The sequence below is a fragment of the Mesorhizobium sp. B2-1-3A genome (assembly GCF_006442655.1).
In the GTDB taxonomy this organism is placed as follows: domain Bacteria; phylum Pseudomonadota; class Alphaproteobacteria; order Rhizobiales; family Rhizobiaceae; genus Mesorhizobium.
On record NZ_VFWK01000003.1, the window covers coordinates 167,020 to 184,028 of the forward strand.

Sequence of the window (17,009 nt, forward strand, 5' to 3'; positions counted from 1 at the left end):
TTTCAGGTTCAGTCTCGTTTCCTGCTGACAAAGAAAAACAACGTGACGATCGCGACCGAAAGCAGCAGGAAAGCGGTCGATATCGCGTTGATCTCGGGTGTAACGCCACGGCGGATCTGGCCAAGCATGTAGGTGGGCAGCGTGTCCTGGCCGCCCGATTTGACGAATTCGGTGATGACGACATCGTCGAGCGAGATGACGAAGGCCAGCATCAGGCCGGCCAGGATGCCCGGCCACAGAAGCGGCAGCGTGATGCGGCGGAAGGTCTTCCACGGCGTTGCGTAGAGATCGGCCGCGGCACGCTCCAGCGTCAGGTCCATGTTCTCCAGCCGCGCCCGAATCGGCAGGTAGGCGAACGGGATGCAGAACGCCGTATGCGCGGCGATCAGGTAGCCGAGGCCGGAATAGCCGGTGAAGATCTTGATGCGCGAGAAGAAGATCAGCAGCGCCACGCCGGTGACGATCTCGGGCACCATCAGCGGCTGGTTGATCGCCGCGTATTTGAAGGTAAGGCCGGGATAGGAGGCGGTACGCGTGGTGGCGAGCGCAGCCATGGTGGCGAAGATCGTCGACAGCACCGCCGCGATGGCGCCGATCTGGAACGAGCGCAGCGTCGCGTCGATGACCTGCGTGTTCTGGTATGCCGACTGGAACCATCTCATCGAGAAACCGCCCCATTCGGATGTCGAACTCGCCGCGTTGAAGGCGTAGACGACCAGCACGATGATCGGCAGATAGAGCACGACGAAACAGGTTGCCGCGATCGCGGTGAAGCCAGGCTGGTGCTTGATGGAGAAGTTGCTAGCCATGACGCACCCCTGACTTGCCGGCATTGCGCACATAGGCGAGCAGCGCCACCATGACGATGATCATCACCGTGATCGACAGCGCCGAGCCAAGCGGCCAGTTGCGGCCCTGCCCGAACTGCAATTCGATCAGGTTGGACAGCATCATGTTCTTGCCGCCGCCAAGCACGCTTGGCGTCACATAGGCGCCGAGGGCTGGAATGAAGACCAGGATCGAGCCCGCGATGACGCCGGGTTTGACCAGCGGGAAAATGATCTTCCGCAGCACCTTGAACCGTGTCGCGTAGAGATCATAGCCCGCCTCGACCAGGCGAAAGTCGAGCTTCTCCATGCTGGCGTAAATCGGCAGCACCATCAGCGGCAGGTAGACATAGGCCATGCCGATCAGGATCGCGGTGTCGGTGTAGAGGATCTGGATCGGTGCCGAGATGATGCCGAGCTTCAAAAGGATGGTGTTGATGATGCCTTCGTTGCGGATGATCTGCAGCACGGCGAAGGTACGGATCAGCAGGTTGGTCCAGAACGGGATGGTGATCAGGAACAGCCAGAGGTCACGGGTCTTTTCGCTGCGCGTGGCCATGAAATAGGCGGTCGGGAACCCGAGCGCCAAGGTCGCCAGCGTCGTTACCACCGCAAGCTTGATCGAGCGCCAGAAGATGGTGACATGCGCCGCCGCGAGCGAAAGCGTGTCGTCGAAAATATCGCGTTCCAGGAACACCGATGTCCATGCGTCGGACGAGAACTGCCATTTCACGTCGCCATAGGCGCCGGGCGTCAGGAACGAATAGACGAGCACGATAAGCAACGGGCCGGTGGCGGCGAGCAGGATGACCAGCAGCGCCGGCGCCGACAAAAGCCAGCGGTCACGGACATCGCGCCGTTCGGCGGCCTTGGCGACTTCTTCCGCGGTGGCCATCAGTCCCTCAGCACTTGCGCGGCGTCGTTGCCGATCAGGACGCCGACCTTGTCGCCGCGTTCGAAACCGCAGCCTGCGCTGCGCGTGTTCTGCTGGCGCACGGTGAAGGCTTCGCCGCTGTCGAGTTGGACATGGATATGCGTGTCGGTGCCGAAATAGACGATGTTTTCGACCGTGCCCGACAGGTCGCCCTTGTCCTTGGTCAGCTTGGCGTGCTCGGGCCGCACCACCACGGTGGCGTTGTCCTTCGGCTGGAACCCTTCGGCAACGGTGGCCTCGATGGTCGTGCCGGATTTGAGCGTCGCGCGCGCCTTGCCATTGCCGGCGCCCGATATGGCGGCGGTGAGGAAGTTGGTCTCGCCGATGAAGTCGGCGACGAAGCGTTCCGCCGGCTTGTCGTAGATGTCCCACGGCGAGCCGACTTGCAGGATCTTGCCCGACGACATCACCGCGATGCGGTCCGACATGGTCAGCGCTTCTTCCTGGTCATGGGTGACGAAGATGAAGGTGATGCCGGTTTCGTGCTGCAGCCGCTTCAACTCGATCTGCATCTCCTTGCGCAGCTTGTAGTCGAGCGCGGAGAGCGGTTCGTCGAGCAACAGCACTTTCGGCTGCGGCGCGAGCGCCCGTGCCAGCGCCACGCGCTGCTGCTGGCCACCGGAAATCTGGGCCGTGCGGCGGCCCGCCAGCGCTTCCATCTTGACCAGCTTCAGCATCTCGGCGACGCGCGCCTTGATCTCGGCCTTGGGCTTGCCCAGCATCTCCAGGCCAAACCCGATATTGTCGGCCACGGTCATGTGCGGGAACAGCGCATAGGACTGGAAGACGGTGTTGACCGGCCGCTTGAACGGCGGCAGCGGCGCGATGTCCTGGCCGTAGAGCAGGATTTCACCGGCGGTTGGAAAGTCGAAGCCGGCGATCAGCCGCAAAAGGGTGGTCTTGCCGCAGCCGGAAGGTCCCAGCAGCGTGAAAAACTCGTTCTCGCGAATGGACACCGAGACCTTGTCGAGGGCAGCGACCTGCCCCTCACCCGATCCGAAAATTTTACTGACGTTTACTACTTCAATCGCATTCCGACCCGGTTTGTCCGGCACGATTACGCCTCACTGTTGACCCCGCTCTTGCTGGCGGAGCTGTTCCCCTGTTCGATGTGACCACACGCCCGGTAGGTTGGCAAGCCCGGCATTGAATCACAGTTCAGTCCGTCTTTAGCCAGCAAGCCTCATGCCATTGTCAGGCCTGATAGGTGATCTTGCCACCGCAGATCGTCGTCACCGGGCGCACCTTGTGCAGATCGGCCGGCGCCGTCTTCTCGATGTCACCAGACAAAACCACCAGATCGGCCATATAGCCTGATTTCAGCGCGCCTTTGCGGTGTTCGGCGAATTCGGCATAGGCGCCTTCGACCGTGTAGGCGGCGATCGATTCCTGGAGCGAGAAACTCTGGTCCGGATCGCTTTCTGCCCACGGTTTGCGCATCACTGCCGCCTGAATGCCCAGGATCGGGTCGATCGGCGACACCGGCCAATCCGAGGCGAAGACGACACGCGCGCCGGCGTTCTTCAGGGTCCGCCAGGCATAGCTCAGCGGCCAGCGGGCCGGCCCGATCCGCGACACGGTCGGCTCGAGCGGGAAATCCATGGCGCCCGGCGGATGCGGCGGCTGCATCGAGGCGATGACGCCGAGTTCGGCAAAACGCGGCACGTCCGCGGTGGTGGTGACCTCGATGTGTTCGATGCGGTGACGGCTGTCGCGCTTGCCATTGGCTTTTTGCGCCGCCTCGTAGCCGTCGAGCACCGCACGCACCGCGCCATCGCCGATCGAGTGGACGGCGATCTGCAGCCCACGCCTGTCGACGGCGACCGCCAGATCGATGAACTGCTGCGGCGTGAACAGCGGCTCGCCGACCCAGTCCGGACGGTCGGCGTAGGGCTCGACCATGACGGCCGTCCAGGAATCGAGCACGCCATCATAGAACACCTTGACCATGCCCGACGACAGCCACTCGCTGCTGTAGCGCTCGGCCATGACGGACGCCTTGTCGAGCATGTCGAGCGTCATGAAATTCTTGTAGTGGAAGGGGATCTGCACGCGGCAGGGCAAGCCCTCCTCGGCGTCGATCTCGGCCAGCAGTTCGAGCTGGTAGAGATTGCCGTCCATGTTCTGGATGGAGGTGATGCCGTGGCGCGCGCACCAGGCGAGGCCGCGCCGCATGATGTCGCGGTCGGCGGCGCGTTCGGCGGCCGAGGGCATCGGGTCCGGCTCGCCGCCGGTGGCCAGCCCCAGCCTCACCCGGCCCTCGCCGGCAAGATCGAGCACCGGACCGAAGGCCTCGCCCTCGCGCAATTCGCCCGCCGCCAGGCCATCGTCGCCCATGACGATCTCATTGCCCGGGCCAAGCGTGCGGCCATGCAGAATGCCGGCCAGCTCCAGCGCCTTGGTGTTGGCCCACATCGTGTGGTGATCGGGCGCGGCCATGCAGAAAGGGCGGTACGGCAGGATCGCGTCGAGATGGTGGCGCGTCACCCGTTCGCTGCCGAGCACCGTATAGTCGACACCCTGCCCGACCAGCATCGGGGCATTGGGCTTTTTCGATGCATAGTCGCGGATCGCCTTCTGCAGCGCCTCGAAGCCATGGACACCGCCAAGCTGAAGATGCGCGAGCTCGGCCCCTCCCGAGAACAGATGCATGTGGGCTTCGATGAAACCGGGCAGGACCGAACCGCCCTTGGCGTCGATCACTTCTGTGGCCGAGCCCTTGAGCTCTTCGATTGCAGCGCGGCTGCCGATGGCGATGATGGCGCCGTCCTTGACGGCAACGGCCTCGGCAACGGGATTGCCTCCGTCCATGGTCAGCACACGACCATTGATGACGATCAGATCCGCATTGTGATCCGCACCCGTAACAGACATCGCGACTCCGCGCTTTTGATGACCGACTGACACCGACAACACCGCACCCAACGGTCTGCCGCTCCAGCGAAGCGGCGCCATGGGACAAAAAACAATGTCAGTACGCCGGCTCTGAAATTCCCCTTGTGATCTCAAGAGACAGCGTGGATAAAGAATGCGACTGATTATTCGCGTTTGTCAACATGCGGAATTTAGAATGTATTGTGGACAGCACCCCGCGCCTGTGTTGGGACCAGGCGGGGAACGAGGGCATCGAGCAGTGAAGCGCAGTCTCGACCGCAAGACCAGGATAGCGCTCGAGCCGCGCAAGCAGCCGCGGCAGCAACGGTCGAGCAGGGTTGTCGACCGGATTCTCGACGCGGCGCTGATCCTGACGCGAGAGCAAGGAACCAGGACGCCGACGACGCTCGCCATAGCGCAGCGCGCGGGCCTGTCGGTCGGTTCGGTCTATCAATACTTTCCCAACAAGGAAGCCATCCTTCTGGACCTCGCCCGGCGCTGGCTGTCCTCCTTTCCCGAGGTGATCGAGAAGCGCATCAAGGTCCCCCGGCCCACCAATCGCGATGAGTTCCGGCGCGAAGTTCGCAAGCTCTTCATCGACACATCCAGCATCTATCTCGAGAACGCGACCCTGATGCCGGTGATCGAGGCGATATCCGGCAACGCCGATCTCAGGCCGATCCAGGACGAATATGACGAGCAGATCATCGCGCTTTACGCAGCCTGGCTGCGGCATGTGAATCCTGCTCTCGAAGACAAGATCGCCAAACGGCTCGGCCTGGTGATGATGGAGGTCGGGCACGCCTGCCGGCTGGTCGGACTGAAGAGAGATCGCAGGACATTCGACCTCATCGAGGACGACGTCGAAGCCATGTGGCTGGCTCTGGTGAGCCCCTATCTCAACCTGGACTGATTTCGCATTTCGAGAGGAATTTCATGAAGACTGTCTATTCACCGCTTCATGCTGGCCATGCCGGCCAGATGGAACTGGTCACATCGGCCATCGTGCCGGGTTTCGAAAAACCCTCGCGTGCCGAATTCATAAAGGCGCGGGTTGAAAGCGAGAAGCTCGGTCCAATCGTCCTGCCGCTCGAGCACGACCTTGCCGCCGCCAAGCGCGTCCACAGGGCTGACTATATCGACTTCCTGCCGACGGTCTGGCCGCAATGGGTGGAATCCGGTTTCCAGGGTTCGGCGATGCCGTTCACCTGGCCGACGCGTGGCCTGCGCGGCGACGTGCCGCCAAAGCGCATCGACGCCCTGCTCGGCTATTATTCCTTCGACGGCGGCGCCACCTTCGTCGAAGGCACATGGGCAGCGATCAAGTCCTCCTACGACGTGGCGCTGACCGCGGCCGGCCTGGTCAAGGGCGGCGAAAGGTCTGCCTTCGCGCTCTGCCGCCCACCCGGCCACCATGCCGGCGCCGGCTTCATGGGCGGCTATTGCTACATCAACAACGCCGCCGTCGCAGCGCAATGGTTTCTCGACCAGGGCGCGGCCCGCGTCTCCATCCTCGACGTCGACTACCACCATGGCAACGGCACGCAGGAAATCTTCTACGACCGCGCCGACGTGCAGGTCCTCAACCTGCATGGCGACCCGATGGTCGAATATCCGTTCTTCCTCGGCCATGCGGACGAACGCGGCGCGGGCGCGGGCGAAGGTTTCAACATCAACTACCCCATGCCTTTCGGCACCGGCTGGGACGCATGGAACGCCTCGCTGGAGGATGCCTGCGCCAGGCTCGCTGCCTACGCGCCCGACATCGTCGTCGTCTCGCTTGGCGTCGACACCTTCGAGAAGGACCCGATCAGCCAGTTCAAGCTGAAGAGCGCGGACTATCCCAAGATCGGCCGCCGCATCGCCAAGCTCGGCCTGCCGACGCTGTTCGTCCAGGAAGGCGGCTACGCCGTCGAGGAGATCGGCATCAATGCCGTCGGCGTGTTGACCGGTTTCGAGGATCGGTAAGCCTGCAAACCCGGGGCGGATAACAACAGGCAAGAAAAGGGCGGCATATCAGCCCTTTTCTTTTCGCCAGCTACGTCGCGGCGCCGGCGCTCGGTGTCCCCATGGGTGCGGCAGCCTTGCGTGAACGGCCGAGATAATAGACCGCCGCCGCCGCGATGATACCGGCCGCCAATATGCCCGCGGCCAGAACCGGCCGATACCAGAACCAGGCAATCGCGATCGTCGTCGTGCCGACCAGGATCGCCAGGAAGAAGGCGATGATGCCGGTTCCCATACGCGCCATGCTGCCGAGGAACGGGATGACGTCGAGGATCACGCCGATCGGGCTGAGAAAGAGCGCGAAACCGATCGTCAGCAACAGCAGGCCGGCGGCGCGCAGCAGCCAGGTGATCAGCGTGTTGGCGCTCACCGCCTCGGCGAACATCTTGTCGGCCGGCACCTGGCCGGTGTCGACCATCAGCAGCGCATCGCCGGCTTGCGTCTGGTATGGTTCGAACCGGCTGCCGGCCTGGCGCGCCACGATGCTGACGACGCCGAGCGGCGCCAGTTCGTAGCCGATCCGGTAGTCGCCCAGCGCGGGCGTTGTGTTGTCGCTGCCGAGATAGATCTTGCCATCAACGATGCTGAGCGGCTTCGTCCCGGTATAGGCGGCCTTGATCGCCGCCGACTGACTGGCCGACAGCGAATAGGCCTTATCGCCGTCGATGCGATCCAGCACTGGCGTGTCCAGATCGAAGGCGACGAGCTTGCCTTGTGGTATCTGGAAGGCACGGCTGTGGATCGCCATTGGCGGATTCTGATGGCCGTCCGGCTTCTTGAAATCCGACGAGTCGATCTGGCTGTCGTCCCAGACCTTCGAATAGCTGTAGGTGGTCTCCGTCTCCTCGCCGCCGCCAAGCTTCTTGGTGGTCTCGGATTTGGACTCTTCCTTCCACTGGTACATCTCGACGTTGCGCGACAGACGCAGCCCTTGCGCTGCGATCCCGAAATCCGGATCGGACAGGCCGCTATCCGCGGTCACCGGCCCGCTGACATGCACCAGCTTTCCGTCATTGCCGGCATCGACGCTGTCGGCGTTGATCGAGACCACGGCGCCTGCCCCTTCGGCCAGCGAACGCGCAGTCTGCACCGCGCGGCCCTCGTTCCAGAACAGCCCGATCACCATCAGCACGATCAGCAGCAGACCGAAGATGACCCCGCCAACCGCCCGCTTGATCCGCCCGAACCACGAGACGGATGTGACTTCCCGAAATGAATCGCTCATCGTTTCCCCCGAAACAAAAGAAGCCAGGAGCCCGCGTGCCACGGCTGCGGACAACCGTATCCGTCCTGCAGCTCACGAACTCGATTGCCGGAGGTGCCCACCCCTTCGGCGCTCGCGAATCTATCGCAACCTGCCGATCGCCGATATGGCCGGCTTGCGCAGTCCCGGTATTTTCACGCCGTCGAAGGCCGCGAAAATGGCCCCCTGAGTCGCGCCTGAGTCCATCGGATTCGATTTTGTCAAATCGCGTTTGATGTCAGATTCATCTACGGGTAGATTAGACCCGAATCAGCCGGTCCTCGGGGGGCGCGGCGACCACCCAAAGTCTCACGTTCCGGAATCTTCCGGCGCCAGACGCGGACGGCTTCGCGTTCCCTGAATGGATTCCGTCTGGTTGGGCGCGGCCCCGCGCCTCGTGTGTGTGTCTCGTAAAAGTAACGCGTTTTCGGGTTCGGCGGCTGGCTCTCCAGCATCCGGGCATCAGAAACGATTCCGGCCAAAAGCAACAAATGAGCAGTCCCGCCGCGCCTCTTCAATCCGACACATTGGGCTCGCGCCTGGCGTCGCGCGGTGATCTGACCAGCTTCTTCATGGAGCTGACCGCCGAGATCGGCGCCGACAGCTACATGCTGGTGGCCATCGTCCATGACCAGGACCGCAACGACGCGCGCATCGTCTCCTCCAACTGGATCTTCGACGCCATCGAACTGATCGGCAAGCGGCTGATCGCCGGCCTTGCCCAGGGCGCGCTTACCGTCGCGCCCGGCATCCGGCCCAGACCGCTGGTGGCGGCACAGGCGCCCGACGTCGACGGGCTGGTCTCCGGCGAAGAGGCCCGTCTCCTCGACGTGCTCGGCCATGCCGAGATCTATTCGCTCAGGCTGAATGTCGGCCGCCAGCGCCTGTTTGCTCTGTTCTCGGCGGCGACATCAGGCCAGATCGACCAACCGGCACTGATGAAGGCGCAATTGAAATGCTGCTACGCGCTCTCGCACATTCCGCAGCTGATCGCCGCCGCGGCCATGCAGGATCCGCTCTCGGATCGTGAGCGCGAATGCCTGTTCTGGGTTTCGGAAGGCAAGACCACCGATGAAGTGGCGGTCATCCTTGGCGTCTCCTCCAACACCGTCAACAGCTACATCACCCACGCCATCCAGAAATTCGCTGCCAGCAACCGTGCGATGGCCATCGCCACGGCGATCAGGAGTGGCATCATTTGAAACAGGCCGACATCAAGGACGCCGCGGAGGCGATCTTCAACGATCAGCGCAGCCCCTTCGGCGCCTTCTCGCTCGGCTCCGAAACACATCACGCGGTCACCATTCCCGACGCCGTGCGCCGCTGCCGGTGGATCGCGGTCGACATCAACGCCTCGGCCTTCGGCCTGTTCTTCGTCAGCCCGTCGCCGGAACGCGCGCGGCTGGTCCCGTGTTTCGATTCCGACTATCCCGGCATCGCCGTGGCGACGAAGTTCATCTCGGGCGCCAATGGCGAGGAGATCGTGCGCCACACCCACAACTCGACGGAGCCACGCTGGTGGACGGATGACGGCGTCGCCGCGATGACCGAGACGTTCGGCAATCTCGCCTGGACCGAGCAGATGGCGCCGCTGGCGCCCGGCACCAGCGGCATCGCCTTTCCTGTCCATGCCGATCGCGGTCAGTGCGGCCTTGTCGTCTTCCTGGGGTCGGAGATCGCGCTGCCGCAGGATGCACTCTACGAAATCCACGCCCGCTGCTTTTCCCTGTTCGCCGCGGTCGCCCGCATCCGTCCGGGTGACACCGGCAGGATGCGTGCCATCTCCAAGCGCGAGTTGGAGTGCCTGAAGCTGACCGCCAACGGCAACACCAGCGAGGAGATCGCGCGGCTCCTGAAGCTGTCGGTGCACACAGCCAATCAGTATCTGACCCAGTCGACCCAGAAGCTCAACGCCGTCAACCGCAACCAGGCGGTCGCCAAGGCGCTGCGGCTCGGCCTGATCGAATAATGAACGATGAGGCGCTCAACGTCTGTTGAGATTGAGACCCGGCCGAGCCGCGATCGAAGACGGGCGCGAAGCGACCAAACCGGTGGATAACGAGAGCCGGAGCGGAGCGTAGGCTTGGGTATGTGAGCACCCGAAACACGGGGAGCCCTTTTGCAGACCGGTCTCGCCGGACCCGCGACAGACCTCAGAAAGCCATGGGCTCCACCTTGCGGATACGGGCCTCTTCGATCACCGCTTCCAGCAGCGCCGTATTGTGCTCGGGATCCTCGCCAGGCTTTTCGAACGACACGTAATTGACCACGACCGAGTTACCGGCCTCGCTCAGCGTCAGCTGGAAATAGACGGTCACTCCGGGTGGCCGCAACTCCAGATCGAGCACGATGCGCGGGCTGCCGCTCCAGTCGACATGCGCCTCGCCGCCGTGGCCGAGCCTGAGCGTGCCGGGCATGAAGAACAACTCCACCGCTGAATCGACCAGGTCCGACAGGCACGCGAAATGCTCCAGCCGGATGAAGGCGATATAGTCGGCGACATCGATCAGCCGCAATTCGCCAACCACCTGCTCGATGGCGTTGGCGACGATGATCTCGCGGGATTTTGCGTGCGGTTGGCGATTCATGAAATCTGTCTGCGCTCAGCCTTTTTCGAGTAGACGATCCGCACCAGTTCGGCGACGGCCTGGTAGAATTGCGACGGGATCACATTATCGACCGAAACTTGCTTGTACATGGAGCGGGCGAGCGCCACGTCCTCGAAGATCGGAATGTTGTGCTCCTTCGCGATCTCGCGGATTTTCAGCGCCACCAGATCCTGCCCCTTGGCAACCACGAGCGGCGCCGCATCCTCGTCGCGCACATATTTCAGGGCGATCGAGAAGTGGGTCGGGTTGGCGATGATCAGCGTCGCGCGCGGCACCGCCGTCATCATTCGCTTGCGCGCGCGGTCGCGTGCCAGCGAGCGCAGCCGGGACTTGACGATCGGATCGCCCTCGGACTGCTTGAACTCGTCCTTGACCTCCTGCTTGCTCATGCGCAGGTCCTGCCTCCAGTGGAAGCGCGACCAAACGATGTCGATTGCCGCGATCAGCCCCATGACGAAGACGATCGCCACCAGTATGTCGACCGCGATGCCGCGGATGACGAGACCGAAGGCGACTGGATTGGTGATCATCCCGGCGAGCAGCTTGCGGTGATCCTCCGACAGCGTGAAGGTGAGCACGGCGATGGCGAAACCGACCTTTGCCAGGGATTTCAGGAACTCGACCCAGCCCTGGGCACCGAACATCCGGCTCCAGCCCTTGGTGATCGAAATGCGCGAAAGCTGCGGCCTGATTCGCTCGCCGACGAATTGCGGCATGTTCTGGAGCACCGAGGCGCCGATACCGGCGACGGTCAGAAGCACCAGCAGGCTGACGATGGCGCGGCCCACTTCCAGCATGACAATCTTGTAGAGCTCGATGACATCGGTCTCGGTGTCCATCGGCCAGGCTTCGGGCTTCTCGAGGAACATCGACAGGAACATGCCGAGATTGATGACCGCGTCCTTGGCATAGAAGACGGTGAACACCAGTATGGCGACGAAGGAGGCCAGGATCGCGGTTTCCCTCGAATGGGGCAGCTTGCCCTGTTCGATGGTGTCGCGGATCTTCTTCTCCGTCGCCTCTTCGGTTTTCGAGTCCTTGTCGGTCGCGTCGGACATAATTTAGAGCATGGTGCCGAAAAGTGTGGAGCGGCTTTCGGATGATATCATGCTCTAATCCTTTGATTTAGAGGCAGATTCAGACTTCAGGGCGATTCGACCTGAAGTCATCCGGCTCTAGGCGGCGTTCTGCGTCGACGGAAGCTCGAATGCGCCTTCGCGCGACAGCCGGATCGTCGTCGACACGATCGTCTTGCGCGCCGCCATGACATCGGCGAGGGGTACCCCCTCCGAACCCTGTCCGAGTTCGGCCTCGATCATGCGTCGCGACCGTGCGCCGATGGCCGACAGGACCGCTTCGGCGAGTGCCGCCGAGGTGCCGCGCAGCGCCAGCGTGACGAGCTCGGTCGACAGTCCGTCGAACAGCAACACGCGCGCCTTCTGCGTGAGCAATGGCAGGTCGTCGAAAGCGAAAAGCCTTGCCCGCACACCGTCGAGATCGGGCGTGCCGGCCTCCTCCAGATCCTGCATGACCTCCTCGAGCAGCGGCTTGTCCAGCTCGTTGAGCACGCTGGCGACGCGCGCTTGTCCCGCCGACGTGTCCTTGGTCGAGGTTTCCGCCAGCACGCTGGCGCGCAGCCGGTTCTCGACGATCCTGGCGGCGGCGTCCGGAACGTTGGCCATCGTCACCATGCGCTTGATGATTTCGCCGCGCATCGGCTTCGTCAGTGTCAAAAGCACGCTCGCCGCCGCTTGCGGCGCCAGCTTCGACAACACCATGGCCGCCGTCTGCGGATGTTCGCCGGCGAGGAAGGAGCCGAGCCGCGAGGGTTCGAGCTTTTCAAGATCCGGCCAGATCGGCGGTGGCCCTTCCGGCGCCGCCTCCGGTTTCTTGTTGCCCATGATCGCGTTCATCTCTTCGGGCGACAGGGATTCGTTGAGGATGGTGTCCATCCTGTCGGCGGAATCGAGCAGGCCGGCACCCTCGGTGAATTCGGCCTCGAATTCTGCGACGATGCGCTCGAGATCGCTTTGCGGAATGGTTCTCAATAGCCGAGCGCCCTCGATCAGCGCCTTCAACTCTTCCTGCTTGAAGAATTTCAACAGGCGGCTGGCGGATGGCTTGCCCATCGCCACCAATATGGCGGCGGCCTTCTGCGCGCGCGTCAAGGTCGTCAGCGGTGTCATGCTGCCTCTCGCCTCCGCTGCAACCGGCAAGCCCCACCAGCCATGTCTAGGCGCCCTTCGTGCCGGCGATGATTTCAGTCAGCCTGATGCCGAAGCGCGACGGATCGCTTTCGAGCACCGTGATCTCGCCGCGCGCGATCTTGCGGCCATTGACCACGACGTCGACTGGCTCGCCGATGCGGCGGTTGAGCGCCACCGTCGAGCCCTTCTGCAGCGCCATCAGGTCGGAGACCGGCATCTCGGTGCTGCCGAGGATGATCTGGACATCGACCGGGATGTTCATGATCACGTTCGAATTGGCCGATGAAGCGGCCCTGAACGCCGCGTCCGGACGTTGCTCTTCTTCATGCAGGACGCCGCGCAACTCCTCAATGGCACGGTCGAGCTGCTCGTCGGGCTGGTCGTCTGGTTGATCGAGGGCGGCTTCCACCTTGGTCTTGGCCATGCGTCGTCTCCAAATGCTCAGGCACGCCCGGCGGAAGCCGGCATCAGCCCATCGATAAAGTCCTGACCGGCATCGTAGGGATGCTTGATCCGGACGGTGTAATTTTGCCCCAGCTTGCCGAACTCGCACACGAACAACGTCTTGCCGCGCGCGCCGAGGCGTGCCCGCGACTGCGCCGTTTCCTCGAATTCGATGACCTGGCCGATTTCGAAATCGGCGAGGTCGCCGAGTGTCAGGCGGGCCAGCGGCATGGTGGCCTCGAGCTCCACGGTGGAGCGCATCACCTCTTCCGAAAAGCGCTGGCGCCAGCTCGCGCTCTGGTCGTCCTCGCCGCCGGCGGCAGCGCTATCGCGGCTGGCCAGAACGACACGCTGCGGCATCGTCACCGTGACGGTGCCGCTGTCCACCGGTGTCGAGATACCAAAGACGATGCGGACCGCCGCGCCGTCGCGCAGCACGTGCCGCTTCGCCTCGGTGCCCGATGCCGCCCGCGGCACGGGAAGGCGCAGGTCGAGCGAGCGCCGTCCCGATCCGTTGAGGGCTTGCGCGACCTGCTGGAACACCATGGTCGAGACATCGATCTCGATCTGCGACAGATCGCGCTCTATCGGCGATGCCGGCATCTCCGGGTCGCCGCCGAACAGCGTGCAGACCGCGATCGCGATCGCCGGTGCATCGATCACCAGGGTCATGGCATCGGAGGACATGGACGACGCGACGACAGTCATGGCGAAGGTATCGCCAGCGCGCGATCGTGCCTCCGAGACGCGGCTCACCTCGACGGCCCTGAGATCGATGGTGACCGGGACGCCAAGCTCACTGGTCAGGCTCTTCTGCAGCAGCGGCGCGGCGCGCTCGGCCATGCCGCGGCCGGTGCCGATGACCTGGCCCGCCTCGCCGCTGTCGCCGACCAGGCGCTCGATGATCAGCGAGCGGACCTCCGAGGGGCTGCCCGGACTGGTCATGACAGTGCTGGTACCAAGCTGTCGCGCATCGCTCAGGCGGCCTTCTTCTCGGCGGAAGCGGTGTTCATCGTGCTCTGCTCGACGGCATCGATCGTCGGCCGTTCATAGGATGAGATGGTCTTGCGGCCGAACTCGATCGCCACCTGCGGCAGCGCGCCGTTCATGTAGGCGAGCAGCGTCTGCTTGACGATGATGTAGAGGCGGTTCTTCTTCTCGCGCACCGTCTTGATCTTGGTGGCCACGGGCCCGACCACGGCATAGGACAGGAAGATGCCGAGGAAGGTGCCGACCAGCGCGGCGCCGATCAGGCCGCCGAGGATTTCCGGCGACTGGTCGAGCGCGCCCATCGCCTTGACCACGCCCAGCACCGCGGCGACGATGCCCAGCGCCGGCAGGCCGTCGCCGACCGCGACCAGCGCGTGATAGGCCTTCATCTTGTCGCTCTTGATGGTCTGGATTTCTTCATCCATCAGCGCCTCGATCTCGTGCGAGCGGGCATTGCCGATGATGATGATGCGGCAGTAGTCGCAGATGAAGGCCATCAGATCGTGATTCTTGAGCACCGTCGGAAAGGCCTGGAAGATGGCTGATTCTTCCGGATTGTCGATATGCGCCTCGACCTCGCTGCGCGACTTCGAGCGCAGTTCGCGCATCAGGCTGTGCAGCACGCCGAGCGTTTCCAGATAATCCTGTTCCTTCGGCACCGCCTGCTTGAAGGCTTCCAGAATGCCCTTGCCGGTATCCTTGACTGTCTTCATCGGATTGGCGACCAGGAAGGTGCCCAACGCAGCGCCGCAGATGACCACGGCTTCCCAGGGCTGGACCAGCACGTGCAGATGCCCGCCCATGGCCATGAAGCCGCCAAGGACGCAGCCGAGCGTCACCACAAGTCCGATCAGAATGCCCACGGCAGGTCCTTCCGCATTTCACACCAGGTGCAAGGGATAGTCCCCGTGCCTTGTGTGAGGCTTGAATCCGAGCTGCCGTGGAACCGAATGTCAGGGCGATTCAGTTTCGCGCAAGGAAGTGCGGCTATTGTGCCGGCATAGCTTCGGCCGGAGGCACGTTCTTGCTCAATACCTTTACCAGCTACCAGTTGATCACCAAGGACATCAACAAGTCTATCGACCGCATCGAGCAACAGCCGACGGTTGATCGCGACACCAAATATTATCTCGCCAACATCACCAAGGTGAAATCGATCGACGATTTCGTCAACAATGACCGGCTGTTCAAATATGCCATGAAGGCCTACGGGCTGGAGAACATGGACTACGCCAAGGCCTTCATGGTCAAGGCGCTCAAGGAAGGTGTCACCGACCCCAACAGTTTCGCCAACAAGCTGACCGACAAGCGCTATGCCCAGTTCGTCAGCGCCTTCAATTTCGCCGCCAACGGCGCCGACGCCACCATCTACAACAAGGCGCAGCAGCTGGTGACAAAGAACTACGCCACGCAGGCTCAGATCGCCGGCGTCGATCCGAATTCAGACTATGTGAAGGGCGAGACGACGTATTATCTCGCCAACATCACCAAGGTGAAGTCCATCGACGACCTGATGTCGAACGACCGGCTCTACACCTATGCACTGGCGGCGTTCGGTCTCGATTCGGCGACCGAGGACAAGGACCTCATCAAACAGGTCCTGCAGGGTGGCGTGCGCGACCCCGACAGCGTCGCCAACAAGCAGACGGATCCGGCCTACGCGGCACTGGCCTCGGCCTTCAATTTCGAGCAGTACGGCGAGAACGCCACCACCATCAATGCGGCGCAACAGCCGACCGTCGACAAATACATGCGCCAGACGCTGGAGGAGGATGCCGGCAAGACCAATGAGGGCGTGCGGCTGGCGCTCTATTTCCAGCGCAAGGCGCCCGACATCACCAGCTGGTACGACGTGCTGGCCGACACGGCGCTCGCCAGCGTCGTTCGAACCGCGCTGGGCCTGCCCGATTCCTTCGCCACCGCCGACATCGACAAGCAGGCGCAGTTGTTCGAGCAGAAGCTCGACCTCACTGATTTCACCGATCCCGCGAAGCTCAGCAAGTTCCTGACGCGCTTCACCAGCATGTACGAGATCAACAACCCGACCTCGACCGCGGTGTCGTCCATCAGCGTGCTCTTTGCCAAGCCAGTCACGTCGGGCATCTCCACCGACCTGATGATGGCCATGCAGAAGTTGAAGTTCTGACCATGCAAGACAGTCTCTACGTCGCCCTTTCCGCGCAGATGGCGCTCGAGCGCCGGCTCGACACGATCGCCGACAATGTCGCCAACGCCAACACCGTGGGCTTCCGCGCCACCGGCGTGAAATTCGAGGACGTTGTGTCGGGCACCGGGCAGAAATCGGTATCCTTCGCCTCGTCCGGCAAGACCTATCTTTCGGGCGCCCACGGATCCCTGACCGAGACCGGCAATCCATTCGATTTCGCCATCCAGGGCGACGCCTGGTTCGCCATCGACACGCCGGCCGGCACCGTCATGACCCGCGACGGCCGCTTCTCGATGAACGAGAATGGCGAGCTGATGTCGATCGAAGGCCATCCGGTGCTCGACGCCGGCGGCGCGCCGATCCAGCTCGACCCCCGCAACGGCCCGCCCAAGGCCGGCGCCGACGGCTCGCTGCGCCAGAATGACCAGCTTGTCGGCTCGATCGGCCTCTACAATTTCGACCCGGGCGAGAATTTCGTGCGCTACGGCAATTCAGGCATCGTGCCTTCGCGCACTCCAGATCCGGTCACCGATCGCTCCGATGTCGGCATCGCCCAGGGGTTCGTCGAGGAATCCAACGTCAATCCGGTGATGGAGATGACCCGCCTGATCATGGTCCAGCGTGCCTTCGAGAACACCGCCGCCCTGATGCGGCAGACGGATTCCTCCACCGACGAGGCGATCAAGACGCTCGGCTCGAAGTCGTAG

Annotated in this window: 17 protein-coding genes; 6 read left to right on the top strand and 11 right to left on the bottom strand. The window is 63.0% G+C overall.

Translation table 11 applies throughout. The features are described 5' to 3' along the window. Nucleotides 1-8: 8 nt before the first annotated feature. The 4 genes from FJ977_RS12115 to FJ977_RS12130 form a co-directional block, all read right to left on the bottom strand. On the bottom strand, nt 9-809 hold the full coding sequence (locus FJ977_RS12115; RefSeq protein WP_140771683.1) for an ABC transporter permease: 801 nt from the start codon (nt 807-809) through the stop codon (nt 9-11). Beyond that, nucleotides 802-1,722, bottom strand: coding sequence for an ABC transporter permease (locus FJ977_RS12120; protein WP_140771685.1), 921 nt, complete (start codon nt 1,720-1,722; stop codon nt 802-804). The genes FJ977_RS12115 and FJ977_RS12120 overlap by 8 nt, the downstream gene beginning before the upstream one ends. Further along, a complete protein-coding gene (locus tag FJ977_RS12125) occupies nt 1,722-2,816 on the bottom strand; it encodes an ABC transporter ATP-binding protein (protein WP_140771687.1) in 1,095 nt (364 codons plus the stop codon). The genes FJ977_RS12120 and FJ977_RS12125 overlap by 1 nt, the downstream gene beginning before the upstream one ends. Nucleotides 2,817-2,955: 139 nt before the next feature. Continuing rightward, nucleotides 2,956-4,635: an amidohydrolase gene (locus tag FJ977_RS12130; RefSeq protein WP_140771689.1), complete on the bottom strand. Its 1,680-nt coding sequence runs from the start codon at nt 4,633-4,635 to the stop codon at nt 2,956-2,958. A gap of 259 nt (nt 4,636-4,894) precedes the next feature. On the opposite strand from FJ977_RS12130, the gene FJ977_RS12135 reads away from it, so the two are divergent. Then, nucleotides 4,895-5,548 (top strand): TetR/AcrR family transcriptional regulator, encoded by a 654-nt coding sequence (locus FJ977_RS12135; protein WP_140771690.1) that lies wholly within the window; start codon nt 4,895-4,897, stop codon nt 5,546-5,548. A gap of 23 nt (nt 5,549-5,571) precedes the next feature. Further along, nucleotides 5,572-6,603 (top strand): histone deacetylase family protein, encoded by a 1,032-nt coding sequence (locus tag FJ977_RS12140; RefSeq protein ID WP_140771692.1) that lies wholly within the window; start codon nt 5,572-5,574, stop codon nt 6,601-6,603. Nucleotides 6,604-6,673: 70 nt separating this feature from the next. Here FJ977_RS12140 and FJ977_RS12145 read toward each other — a convergent pair whose 3' ends face one another. Beyond that, complete coding sequence (locus FJ977_RS12145) at nt 6,674-7,867, bottom strand: TMEM43 family protein (protein ID WP_181179790.1); 1,194 nt, start codon at nt 7,865-7,867, stop codon at nt 6,674-6,676. A gap of 509 nt (nt 7,868-8,376) precedes the next feature. Between FJ977_RS12145 and FJ977_RS12150 the strand changes: the two genes are divergently transcribed. Both FJ977_RS12150 and FJ977_RS12155 read left to right on the top strand, forming a co-directional pair. Further along, on the top strand, nt 8,377-9,087 hold the full coding sequence (locus FJ977_RS12150) for a helix-turn-helix transcriptional regulator (protein WP_140771696.1): 711 nt from the start codon (nt 8,377-8,379) through the stop codon (nt 9,085-9,087). Next, nucleotides 9,084-9,854 (top strand): helix-turn-helix transcriptional regulator, encoded by a 771-nt coding sequence (locus tag FJ977_RS12155; RefSeq protein ID WP_056578217.1) that lies wholly within the window; start codon nt 9,084-9,086, stop codon nt 9,852-9,854. Before FJ977_RS12150 ends, FJ977_RS12155 begins: the two co-directional genes overlap by 4 nt. Before the next feature lie 184 nt (nt 9,855-10,038). Here FJ977_RS12155 and FJ977_RS12160 read toward each other — a convergent pair whose 3' ends face one another. The 6 genes from FJ977_RS12160 to motA form a co-directional block, all read right to left on the bottom strand. Next, a complete protein-coding gene (locus FJ977_RS12160) occupies nt 10,039-10,473 on the bottom strand; it encodes a hypothetical protein (RefSeq protein WP_140771698.1) in 435 nt (144 codons plus the stop codon). After that, nucleotides 10,470-11,552 carry a flagellar biosynthesis protein FlhB gene (gene flhB / locus FJ977_RS12165; RefSeq protein WP_140771700.1) on the bottom strand — a complete coding sequence of 361 codons (1,083 nt, stop codon included), beginning with the start codon at nt 11,550-11,552 and terminating at the stop codon, nt 10,470-10,472. The genes FJ977_RS12160 and flhB overlap by 4 nt, the downstream gene beginning before the upstream one ends. 117 nt (nt 11,553-11,669) lie before the next feature. Then, nucleotides 11,670-12,680 carry a flagellar motor switch protein FliG gene (locus FJ977_RS12170; RefSeq protein ID WP_140771702.1) on the bottom strand — a complete coding sequence of 337 codons (1,011 nt, stop codon included), beginning with the start codon at nt 12,678-12,680 and terminating at the stop codon, nt 11,670-11,672. 46 nt (nt 12,681-12,726) lie between these two features. Continuing rightward, nucleotides 12,727-13,125, bottom strand: a complete 399-nt coding sequence (gene fliN / locus FJ977_RS12175; RefSeq protein ID WP_140771704.1) for a flagellar motor switch protein FliN — start codon at nt 13,123-13,125, stop codon at nt 12,727-12,729. A 17-nt stretch (nt 13,126-13,142) separates the two neighbouring features. Next, complete coding sequence (locus tag FJ977_RS12180; RefSeq protein ID WP_140771706.1) at nt 13,143-14,090, bottom strand: FliM/FliN family flagellar motor switch protein; 948 nt, start codon at nt 14,088-14,090, stop codon at nt 13,143-13,145. Between the two features lie 32 nt (nt 14,091-14,122). Then, a complete protein-coding gene (gene motA, locus FJ977_RS12185) occupies nt 14,123-14,998 on the bottom strand; it encodes a flagellar motor stator protein MotA (protein ID WP_140771708.1) in 876 nt (291 codons plus the stop codon). Between the two features lie 161 nt (nt 14,999-15,159). On the opposite strand from motA, the gene FJ977_RS12190 reads away from it, so the two are divergent. Beyond that, nucleotides 15,160-16,281 (top strand): DUF1217 domain-containing protein, encoded by a 1,122-nt coding sequence (locus tag FJ977_RS12190; RefSeq protein WP_140771710.1) that lies wholly within the window; start codon nt 15,160-15,162, stop codon nt 16,279-16,281. A 2-nt stretch (nt 16,282-16,283) separates the two neighbouring features. Further along, nucleotides 16,284-17,009: a flagellar basal-body rod protein FlgF gene (gene flgF, locus FJ977_RS12195; RefSeq protein WP_056578233.1), complete on the top strand. Its 726-nt coding sequence runs from the start codon at nt 16,284-16,286 to the stop codon at nt 17,007-17,009.